Source organism: Nonomuraea sp. NPDC001684, assembly GCF_053596515.1.
Map to the genome: position 1 here is coordinate 1 of NZ_JBSFGJ010000429.1, position 7,952 is coordinate 7,952.

The following is a 7,952-nucleotide window of genomic DNA, read 5'->3' on the forward strand; positions in this document are numbered from 1 at the left end:
GCCGAGCAGACCTGGGTCGACGCCTACCTGCGCCTGGAGGCGGCCCTGGAACTGACCTGACCCGATCCGCGGCATCGCCGCGCACGTGGTGCTGATTTGACTTCTGTCGAAACAGTGGCACATGATGACCCCTGCTTAGACAAACTTCTATTCAGGAGGTTGCGTGATGCGCGCTCTGTTCAGCCGCCGCCCGTCCGTCGAGCGGGCGGAACAGTCATGAGCGACAGTTGCTGCGGCCCCGCCGCGATCGCGATCGAGCAGCTCACGGCCCCTCGGCAGGCCACCTCGGGGTGGCGGGACGACCTGCCCGTGGTCGTGATCGGCGCGGGCCCCGTCGGCCTGGCCGCCGCCGCGCACCTGACCGAGCGCGGCATCGACTTCCTGGTCCTGGAGGCCGGCGATCGGGTCGCCGCGTCGATCGCGCAGTGGGGGCACGTACGGGTGTTCAGCCCCTGGAAGTACGACATCGACGCCGCCGCCCGCCGCCTGCTGGAGGCCGACGGCTGGACCGCGCCCGACCCCGAACGGCTGCCGACCGGCGCCGAGATCGTCGCCGGCTACCTCGCCCCGCTGGCCGAGCTGCTCGGCGACCGGGTACGCACGAACGCGCGAGTGACCGCCATCAGCCGCCTCGGCCACGACCGCGTACGCACGGCGGGCCGCGAGCAGGCCCCCTTCCTGATCCGCCTGGCCGACGGCGGCGAACTGCGGGCAGGCGCGATCATCGACGCCTCCGGCACCTGGACCACGCCGAACGTGCTGGGCGCCGCCGGCCTGCCCGCCCACGGCGAGGACGACGTGCCCGTCGACCACGCCCTGCCCGACGTCCTCGGCGCCGACCGCGACCGCTACGAGGGCCGGCGCGTCCTGGTCGTCGGCGCCGGCCACTCGGCCGCCACCACGCTGCTCGCCCTGGCCCAGCTGGACGACACCCCGATCACCTGGGCCATCCGCGCGGGCGACGCCGGCCGCGCCTACGGCGGCGGCGACGCCGACGCCCTCCCGGCCCGCGGCGCGCTCGGCACCCGCCTGCGCGCCCACGTCGCCTCCGGTCGCATCACGTTGCTGACCGGCTTCTTCACCCACCAGGTACGCGCCACCGGCGACGGCGTCGAAGTGACCAGCCGCGCCCCCTCCGGCGCCGAGCAGTCGATCACCGTGGACCGGATCGTCAGCGCGACCGGCTACCGCCCCGACCACTCCATCGCCACGGAGCTGCGTCTCGACCTGGACCCGGTCCTCGGCTCGACCCGTGCCCTGGCCCCGCTCATCGACCCCAACCAGCACTCCTGCGGCACCGTCCCGCCACACGGCGTGGACGAGCTGGCCCACCCCGAGCCCGGCTACTACGCCATCGGCGTCAAGAGCTACGGCCGCGCCCCCACCTTCCTGCTCGCCACCGGGTACGAGCAGGCCCGATCCGTCGTCGCCGCGCTGGCCGGCGACTGGCAGGCCGCCCGCGACGTGCGGCTCGACCTGCCCGAGACCGGGGTGTGCTCGTCCAGCCCGGCCGAGGACCAGGAGCGGCGGGCCGGCCTGGCCACGGGCACCAGCGGCGGCCTGCTGTCAGCCCCTCTCCCGCTCGCCACCGTCAGTGCCCCGGCCGGCGCCGGTGCCGAGTCCGGCGGCTGCTGCGGCTGAGAGGGACGCCGCGCCACGGCCGTGGCGTGTGCCGTCTCCGCGTTCGCACCGGTCGCCTGCCACCGCCTATGATTTAGACCGGCATCGAATTAAGGAGTCACGCCATGGCCGCCCCCGCCACCGCCCAGTGCTGTGCGCCGATCGCCCGCGAGCCGCTCGGCGAGGCCGACGCCGCCGAACTGGCCACCCTGCTCAAGGCCGTCGCCGACCCGGTACGGCTGCGCCTGCTGTCGCTGATCGGCTCCCACCCCGGCGGCGAGGCGTGCGTGTGCGACCTGACCGGCGTCTTCGACCTGACCGCTCCCACCATCTCCCACCACCTGAAGGTGCTGCGCACCGCCGGGCTGATCGACGGCGAACGCCGCGGCACCTGGGTCTACTACCGGATCATCCCCGAGACGGTGAACAGGCTGGGCGCGCTGTTCACGCCGCTCGCCGCCCCTGCCAAGGCGCAGAACGGCCCGGTGGACGTGGAACTCCTCACCGTATGACCGGCACGGCCGCGATCAGTCGAGCGTCCGAAGCCCCTTACGGGACAATGTCTTACTTGCGCATCTGAGCAACTTTGATGCAGTCTGAAGCTGACAGAACGCCTGCTCAGTAAGGACGACACCATGGCCGACCTCGGTTGGGCGGAGATCCTGATCATCGCCCTCGTCTTCATGTTCCTGTTCGGCGCCAAGCGGCTGCCCGACACGGCCCGCGCGGTCGGCCGTTCGTTGCGGATCCTCAAGGCCGAGACCACCAGGACGGACGAGCCGGCCCCCTCGCTGGAGGAGCAGGCCCGGCGTCTGGAGGAGCAGGCGGCCAGGCTGCGGGCCGGCGCGCGACAGGACGGCCGGTGACGACGCGACGCTCGGGAGCCGCCGCGCCGCGCGCCTAGACTTGGCACCTGTCCGAAAAAGGAGTGAAGGTGGCCGGCGCAAAGACCCCTGATCCGCCCGCCGAAGTGCTGGCCGAGGCTGCGGCCGCCTTCGCGCTGCTGGCCTCGCCGCCCAGGCTGCACATCGTGTGGGCGCTGGCGCAGGGCGAGTGCGACGTGTCCGGGCTGGCCGAGCGGGTGGGCGGCGCGCTGCCGGCGATCAGCCAGCACCTGGCCAAGCTGAAGCTGGCCGGCCTGGTCCGCTCCCGCCGGGAGGGCCGCAGGGTCGTCTACCTGATCGACGACGAGGACGTCGTGGCCACCGTGCGCGGGCTCGTCGGACGGCTCTCGCAACGGGCCGGCGCCTCCGGAGGACGCGTCCATGGTCTGGGCGCCTGACGCGCCGACCACGTCCGGCTCCGGTCCGGCCCCGCTGAGCCAGCTCCAGACCCTGCGCCTGCTGGACACCGGGCCACGCGGCCTGACGGAGGAGCAGGCCGAGGCCCGCCTGCTGGAACACGGCGAGAACACGATCCCCGGCCGGCGTCCGGTGTCCTGGCCGCGCCGCCTGGCCCGCAGCCTGCGTGACCCGTTCACCATGACGCTGCTCGCGCTGGGCCTCGTCGCCGCCGCGATCACCTCCTGGGGCACGGCGGGCGTCATCGTCCTGCTGGTGGTGGCGAGTTGCCTGCTGCGCTCCAACGGGGAGTTCCGGGCCGACCGCTCGACCGCGGCGCTGCGCGAGCTCGTGGCCACCACGGCCACCGTGCGACGGCGCGCGACCGAGGGAGGCGAGCCGCGGGAGCGGGAGATCCCCGTCGACCAGCTCGTCCCCGGTGACGTGATCAAGCTGGGGCCCGGCGACCTGGTCCCCGCCGACGTGCGGCTGCTGCGGGCCGCTGGCCTGACCGTCCATCAGGCGCCGCTGACCGGGGAGTCGGCGCCCGTGCCCAAGCGGGCGCGTGACCTGCCCGACGGCGACGACCACCTGTGCTGGCAGGGCAGCAGCGTGGCCTCCGGCAGCGCGCTCGCCGTGGTGACGGCCACCGGCGGCGGCACCCTGTTCGCCGGCGCCCACCATGCTCCGGCGCGCGGACGTTCGGCCTTCGACCAGTCGGTGAACGGCATCTCCTGGATCCTGGTCCGGCTCATGCTGGTCGTCCCGCCCGTGGCGCTGGTGGCCGGCGCCGTCCTGCGCGACAGGGGGCTGGAGGCGCTGCCGTTCGCGGTGGCGGTGGCCGTGGGGCTGACGCCCGAGATGCTGCCGGTCGTGGTGACCACCGCGCTCGCCCGGGGAGCGGCGCTGCTGGCCCGCCAGGGCGTGATAGTCAAGCGGTTGCCCGCGCTGCACGACGTGGGGGCGATCGACGTCCTGTGCATGGACAAGACCGGCACCCTGACCCGCGATCGGCCCGTGCTCAGCGGATCCGTCGGCCCTGACGGCAAGCCGGATCCCGAGGTGCTGCGCTGGGCGGCCGTCAACAGTTTCTGGACACTGCACCTGACCGATCCGCCGATCCCCGACCCGCTCGACGAGGCGATCCTGGAGTGCGCGCCCGACCTGGGCGACACCGAGGGGCTGGAGGCCACCCCCTTCGATCCCGCCCGGCGCCTGTCCCGCGCGGTGGTCCGCGACGGCGGCGCGGACGTCGTCGTGGTCAAGGGCGCCGTGGAGGCGGTGCTCGACCGGTGCGCGATGGGCCCGGGTGCGCGGCTGCGGGCCGGCGAGGTCGCCCGAGCCCTGGCAGAGGCGGGTGCGCGGGTGCTCGCGGTCGCCGTGGCCGACCGCTCCTCCGGCCGTCCCGGCGCGGAGGGCGGGCTGACGCTCGCCGGCTTCCTCACCCTCGTCGACGAGCCGAGGCCGGACGCCGCCGCCGCGCTGGCGCTGCTGGCCCGCCGGGGCATCACCCTGAAGGTGCTGACCGGCGACCACCCGGCCACCGCCGCCCGTACGTGCCGGGAGCTGGGCCTCGACGTGGGGGCGGTGATCGAGGCGGCCGACCTCACCGCCGCGTCCGCCGAACGGGCCACGGTGATCGCCCGCTGCACCCCGGACGACAAGGCCCGCGTCGTCCGCGCGCTGCGCGAGGCCGGGCACACGGTCGGCTTCCTCGGCGACGGCGTCAACGACTCGCCCGCCATGCGCGCCGCCGACGTCGGCATCTGCCCGCGCGCCGCCGTGGACGTCACCCGCGAGGCCGCCGACGTCGTGCTGGCCGGCAAAGACCTGTCGGCGATCGACCAGGCGATCGTCGCCGGACGGCGCAGCACCGGCAACATCGTCACCTATCTGCGCATCGCGCTGTCGTCCAACCTCGGGAACGTGATCGCGATGCTGGTGGCCGGGCTGGCGCTGCCGTTCCTGCCGATGTTGCCGGTCCAGGTGCTCCTGCAGAACGTCTGCTTCGACGTCGCCCAGCTCGCCTTCGCCTTCGACCGGGCCGCGCCGGCCGTCCTGCGGGGGCCGTTCGGGCTGCGCCCGCGTGGCATCCTCGGGTTCATCGCCCGTTTCGGGGCGCTCAACGCCGTCGCCGACCTGGCCACCTTCACCGTCCTGACCCAGGTCGTCGGCGCGGGTGACGAGCGTTCCTTCCACACGGGCTGGTTCATCGAGAACCTGCTCACCCAGGCCGTCATCATGCTGCTCCTGCGGCCCGTCGCCCCGGTCTCCCCGCCGTTGTGGCTGGCCACGGGCTCGCTCGCGGCGATCGGGTTACTGCTGCCGCTCTCGCCGCTGGCCGGTCCGGTCGGCCTGACCGCCCTGCCCGTCACGAGCTGTCTGTGGCTGGTGCTCGTGGCCGCTCTGTACGGCGGGGCGCTGGCCGTCCTCAACCGCCGCAGAAGGTTGTAGAGTTGCGCAATGTAGCAACTGTCATGGCCGTCGAACCGCTGGGGCGAACACATGCGCGCAGGGGAGCGTCAACGAGTCGCCGCGCTCGTCATGTGGGCGCTGGTGTGCATGCTCGACCTCTGCCTGTGGGCCTGGGTCGACTGAGCCGTGTTCCGTCAGGCGGGCTCGTCGCCTCCTTCGATCGCCACAGATGCCTGGTCAGTTCGCGTCGGCGCGGCCGTCGGTCGTGACCGCCTCGCGCGACGGCAGCAGCTGGTCGAGTTTGGCGTTCACCGCCGCCAGCTGCTGCTTCACCTCCGCCAGCTCGGCCTGGGTCCGCGCTTCGGCCGGGGACGGCTCGGCGTCGTTCATGGCGTTGACCACCACCGCGATGAACAGGTTCAGCGCCACGAAGGTGGACATCAGGATGTAGGCGATGAAGAAGACCCACGCCCACGGCTTGTGCTCCATGACCGCCTGGGCGACGTTGCCCCAGTCGTCACCGGTCATGATCTGGAACAGGGTGAACAGCGAGCGGGGCAGTTCGTCGAACCGTTCGGGCATGATCTCGCCGAACAGCTTGGTCGCGATCACCCCGGCGATGTAGATCATCAGGACGAGCAGGCCGATGATGGAGGCCATCCCGGGCACCGCCGACAACAACGCGCTGACCACGCGGCGCATGCTGGGCACCGCCGAGACCAGGCGCAGCGCCCTCAGGATGCGCAGCGCCCGCAGCACCGAGGCCGGGCCGGAGGCCGGGACGAGCGCGATCGCCACGATGACCGTGTCGAACCAGTTCCACGGGTCGGCGAAGAACGCCCGGCGGTAGGCGAACAGCCGGGCGGCGATCTCCACGGTGAAGACGGCCAGCGCGATCCGGTCGACGGCGTGCAGGAGACCACCGGCCCGGTCCATCAGGTAGGCGCTGGTCTCGCAGCCGATCGTGGCCGCGTTGAGCACGATGACGCCGATGACGGCCCGCTGGGTGAGCCGGTGTTCGAGCACGGCCCGCACGCGTTCTTGCCCGGACGACACTGGATCGCTCCTCAGAGTGAAGATCACAAATCGCTGATCATGGTAGAGGCGACGAGAGGCTCCCCATGCAACCGAACCCGGCCGAGACGCGGATCACATCCGGCACTTACGCTCGTCCATATGCGTTGACCTGGGAGAAGACGCCCCGGTCAGGACCGGCCTGTCCGGGGTCGGTAACGTCCGGACCAGGAAGCCGCAGCCGACGCGCTGCGGCGGAGAACACGAAACGGGAAGGATCGGTGGTGGTGTCCGTGTCAGCGGACCCGAGCAGTAGCCCCAGCCTCAGGTACGGCCTTCGTCTGCGGGGTGCACAGCCGCGATGAGTGTCGCCCTCGGCCTGGTGGCCATCGTCCTGCTCACCCTCGCCACCGGCTACTTCGTCGCCCAGGAGTTCGCCTACGTCAGCGCCGACCGGCTCGCCCTGTCCCAGCAGGCCGCCGCCGGTGACAAGAAGGCGGCCAAGGCGGTCAAGGTGATGGAACGGCTGTCGTTCATGTTGTCCGGCGCGCAGCTCGGCATCACCGTCACCGCTCTGATCGTGGGTTTCATCGCCAGGCCCGCGCTGGCCGAGCTGATCGCCCCCGCGCTGGAGGCGGCCGGGGTGCCGCAGGCGGCGATCGGCGGCATCGCGCTCGGCATCGGGTTCGCGCTGGCCACCGTGATCCAGATGGTGCTGGGCGAGCTCGCGCCCAAGAACCTGGCGCTGGCCCGTCCGGAGCCGCTGGCTCGCGCCCTGGCCGGCTCCACCCTGGTCTACCTGACCATCGCCGGACCGGTCGTCAGGCTGTTCGACACCGCCGCCAACAGACTGCTGCGCGCCGTCGGCATCGAGCCGGTCGAGGAACTGCACCACGGCGCCACCCTGGAGGAGCTGGGCCACATCATCGGCGAGTCCGAGGCCCACGGCCACCTGCCCGGCAGCCACGCCGACGTGCTCGAACGGGCCCTGGCCTTCTCCGACCACACCGCCGAGGAAGTGATGGTGCCACGCGTGGAGGTGGTCGCCGTGACCGGCGCGGCCACCGTGCCCGACCTGGACGAGATCGTCGCCGCCCACGGCCACACCCACTACCCGGTGCTCGGCGCCACCCTGGATGAGGTGATCGGCCTGGTCAGCCTGGGCGACCTGGCCGCCGTCCCGGTCGAGAAGGCCGCCACCACCCGCGTCGCCGACCTCGCCCGCGACGTGCTGATCGTGCCCTTCTCGACCAACCTGCCGGACCTGGTGGCCCAGATGCACACGCGCGGCGAGGAAGTGGCCTGCGTGGTGGACGAGCACGGCGGCCTGGCCGGACTGGTCACCTGGGAGGACGTCGCCGAGGAACTGGTCGGCGAGATCGCCGACGAGAACGACGCCGACACCCCCCGGGCAGTGCGCCAGGGCGACGACTGGGAACTGGACGCCGCCCTGCGCATCGACGAGATCGCTCTGGAGACGGACCTGAACCTGCCCGACGAGGACGAGTACGACACCCTGGCCGGGCTCATCCTGCACCGGCTGGGTCGCTTCGCCGTCCCCGGCGACGTCATCACCGCCGACCTGCCCGCCACCCTCGACCCCCATGCCCCCACGCACGCCCG

At 72.6% G+C, this 7,952-nt stretch carries 7 protein-coding genes; 6 read left to right on the forward strand and 1 reads right to left on the reverse strand.

All coding sequences use genetic code 11. From position 1 onward, the window contains the following. Nucleotides 1-216 precede the first annotated feature (216 nt). From ACWCSD_RS42505 to mgtA, 5 genes are all read left to right on the forward strand, one after another. Complete coding sequence (locus ACWCSD_RS42505) at nt 217-1,641, forward strand: FAD-dependent oxidoreductase (RefSeq protein WP_449923587.1); 1,425 nt, start codon at nt 217-219, stop codon at nt 1,639-1,641. A 104-nt stretch (nt 1,642-1,745) separates the two neighbouring features. Then, on the forward strand, nt 1,746-2,132 hold the full coding sequence (locus tag ACWCSD_RS42510; RefSeq protein WP_449923590.1) for a metalloregulator ArsR/SmtB family transcription factor: 387 nt from the start codon (nt 1,746-1,748) through the stop codon (nt 2,130-2,132). A 123-nt stretch (nt 2,133-2,255) separates the two neighbouring features. Beyond that, nucleotides 2,256-2,486 carry a twin-arginine translocase TatA/TatE family subunit gene (locus ACWCSD_RS42515; protein ID WP_449923593.1) on the forward strand — a complete coding sequence of 77 codons (231 nt, stop codon included), beginning with the start codon at nt 2,256-2,258 and terminating at the stop codon, nt 2,484-2,486. 68 nt (nt 2,487-2,554) lie between these two features. Then, complete coding sequence (locus tag ACWCSD_RS42520) at nt 2,555-2,902, forward strand: ArsR/SmtB family transcription factor (protein WP_352359749.1); 348 nt, start codon at nt 2,555-2,557, stop codon at nt 2,900-2,902. Next, nucleotides 2,886-5,354, forward strand: a complete 2,469-nt coding sequence (mgtA, locus tag ACWCSD_RS42525; protein WP_449923597.1) for a magnesium-translocating P-type ATPase — start codon at nt 2,886-2,888, stop codon at nt 5,352-5,354. The genes ACWCSD_RS42520 and mgtA overlap by 17 nt, the downstream gene beginning before the upstream one ends. A 198-nt stretch (nt 5,355-5,552) precedes the next feature. Here mgtA and ACWCSD_RS42530 read toward each other — a convergent pair whose 3' ends face one another. Then, nucleotides 5,553-6,371, reverse strand: coding sequence for an ion transporter (locus ACWCSD_RS42530; protein WP_449923600.1), 819 nt, complete (start codon nt 6,369-6,371; stop codon nt 5,553-5,555). 319 nt (nt 6,372-6,690) lie between these two features. Here ACWCSD_RS42530 and ACWCSD_RS42535 point away from each other — a divergent pair. After that, the coding region (locus ACWCSD_RS42535) for a hemolysin family protein (RefSeq protein ID WP_449923603.1) at nt 6,691-7,952 on the forward strand (1,262 nt) is incomplete at its 3' end.